Below are 2,478 nucleotides of genomic sequence, written 5' to 3' on the forward strand. Positions count from 1 at the left end.
GATCGTGAGCAGCCGTTTCACGCGATGGTGAGCGCTCATTTCATGGGATCGTGAGCAAGCATTTCACACGATCATGAGCGGTCGCGTCGACCGATGGGGGATGGAGTCAGGAGTTTTGGTCGCCGTCAAGTCGACGGGCTCTGGCACTCTGCTTTCTCATGCTTTCTCCGGTGAGTTGAAGGCGGTGGGCGTTGTGGACAAGACGATCCAGGATGGCGTCTCCGAGAGTGGGATCCCCAATCAGGTCATGCCAGGCGTCCACGGGAACCTGGCTCGTGACAATGGTCGATGAGCGGCCGTGGCGGTCGTCGAGGATTTCCAGGAGATCGCGCCGCTCGGAGCCGGTGAGCACCGACAAGCCCCAGTCATCCAGGATCAGCACCTGCACGCGGCCGAGGGCCTTGAGCAGGCGGCCATAGCGCCCGTCGCCACGTGCGAGCGCCAGCGCCTCGAACAGGCGCGGCACACGATGGTAGAGCACCGAGCGGTTATCCCGACAGGCCTTATGGCCGAGTGCGCAGGCGATCCAGCTTTTGCCCAGGCCGGCCGCCCCAGTGATCAGCAAATTCTCATGCCTCTCGATCCACTCGCCGGCGATCAAGCGGGCCAAGACCGCGCGATCGATGCCGCGCGGGGTTCGCCAATCGACGTCCTCGACGCAGGCATTCTGGCGCAGCGCCGCGAACTTGAGCCGGGCGGTAAGACGCTTGGTGTCGCGCTCGGCCGCCTCGCGGTCGACCAGCAGCCCGATGCGCTCCTCAAAGGACAGAGCGTCGAGATCGGGCGATCGTCGCTGCTCCTCGAAGGCTTTGGCCATGCCGGTCAGGCCAAGCGCGATCAGGCGCTCATGGGTGGGATGGGTCAGCATCGCTTGGGTCTCCTGGTGGGGTCAGTGGAAGTAGCCCTGGCCGCGGATGTTGCCGTGGCGCAGGGGTTCGTGGTCGGGCGTCTCGTCAAGGACGGCGCGGTCGAGGCCGTTCTTGAGGATCGACCGGATCGAGGCGACGGAGCGCGCCTTGATGAGGATGCCGCGCCGGCAGGCGGCCTCGACGCGGGTGTCGCCGTAGCTCCTGGCCAAGGACAGGATGCCGAGGCAGGTCCGGAAGCCCTGCTCGGGATGTGGGCGGTCAGCGATCACCGCCTCGAAGAAGGCCGCGACGGAGGGGCCGATCCGTTCACCGGCGGCGATCAGGCCTCTCGGGGTCCACTGGCCGTGGCGGCGATGGGCGCTCGGCATATGCTCGGCGATCGTGGTGTGGCCGCGCCGGTTCGGCGCCCGGGCATGGCTGGCGACCCGCTGGCCCTTGTGGAAGATCTCCACCGTCGCCCCGGCGAGGCGCACGTCGACGAAGTCTTTGATCAGGCGGTAAGGCACGGAGTACCAGTGGCCATCGACCTCGACGTGATAGTCCGGCGCGACGCGGCAGCGCTTCCAGCGGGCGAAGACATAAGCCTCGTCCGGCAGCGCTCCCAGCCGGGGCCGGTCGATCTCGGTGAAGAGCTCGGCCCGGCTCGAGCCGAAGCCGCGCATCTGGCGGGCGTTGAGGTCGACGACCAGGCTGCGAATGGCGCGATTGAGCTCGGCGAGCGCGAAGAAGCGCTGGTTGCGCAGCCGGGCCAGGATCCAGCGCTGGGCGATTTGCACCGCAACCTCAACTTTGGCCTTGTCCTTCGGGCGTCTCGGCCGCGCTGCGAGAATGGCGGTGCCGTAATGCGCGGCCATCTCGGCATAGGTGCGGTTGAGGCCGGGATCGTAGCGGTCGGGATTGGTCACCGCCGCCTTGAGGTTGTCGCAGATCACGAACTTCGGAACCCCATTCAGGAAGGCGAACAGGTTGGCGTGCACGGCAATCCAGTCCGGCAGGCTCTCGCTCGCGCAAGCCTCGGCATAGGTGTAGTTGGAGGCGCCCATCGCGGCGACGAAGAGCTTCATGGCATGCGCTTCGCCGGTGAGCGGATCGAAAACGTCGATGGTGTCGCCGGCAAAATCGACAAAGACCTTCTCGCCGCCCATGTGGGTCTGGCGCATCGTCGGGCGCACGCGCCCCTTCCAAGCCTCATAGGTGGTGCAGAACCAGGTGTAGCCGAAGCCGTCGGGATGGGCGGCGCGATATTCCTCCCAGAGCAGCACGCGCGTCACGCCACGGCGGCGCAGCTCCTTCTCGACATAAACCCAGTCGGGGACCGGGCGCTGATCGGTCTGCGCGGGGGATGGTGCTGGAAACAGCAGGAGCTCGAGCGCCTCGTCATCGAGCCCGTCCGGCAGCGGCCAGCTCAGCCCGGCCAGACGGGCGCGGCGCAGGTAGCCATGAACGACGCCATTGCTGACCCCCAGCGTGCGCGCGATGACGCGTTCGGTCAGGCCCTGTTGGTGTCTTAAACGAAGCACGTCTCGTATCCGGCGCATCGACAATCTCTGGGTGGGCATCGGGCCTCCTCGTGGTTGAAGAGACATCCCGTAGCCGGTTGAGTTGTCGG

General features: G+C 66.4%; 2 protein-coding genes. Both read right to left on the reverse strand.

Features of this window, described 5'->3' with window-relative positions; genetic code table 11:
- Window positions 1–106 precede the first annotated feature (106 nt).
- Complete coding sequence (gene istB, locus OC446_RS30025) at window positions 107–868, reverse strand: IS21-like element helper ATPase IstB (protein WP_262032539.1); 762 nt, start codon at window positions 866–868, stop codon at window positions 107–109.
- Window positions 869–889: 21 nt separating this feature from the next.
- Window positions 890–2,428 (reverse strand): IS21 family transposase, encoded by a 1,539-nt coding sequence (istA, locus tag OC446_RS30030; protein ID WP_262032540.1) that lies wholly within the window; start codon window positions 2,426–2,428, stop codon window positions 890–892.
- Window positions 2,429–2,478: the final 50 nt, after the last annotated feature.

The sequence above is a fragment of the Microvirga sp. Mcv34 genome (genome assembly GCF_024519725.1).
Taxonomy (GTDB): Bacteria; Pseudomonadota; Alphaproteobacteria; order Rhizobiales; family Beijerinckiaceae; genus Microvirga.

What these genes read in the sequence shown, in the direction of transcription:
- istB (WP_262032539.1), bottom strand. Translation starts at nt 868, where the DNA reads ATGCTGACCCATCCCACCCATGAGCGCCTGATCGCGCTTGGCCTGACC.
- istA (WP_262032540.1), bottom strand. Translation starts at nt 2,428, where the DNA reads ATGCCCACCCAGAGATTGTCGATGCGCCGGATACGAGACGTGCTTCGT.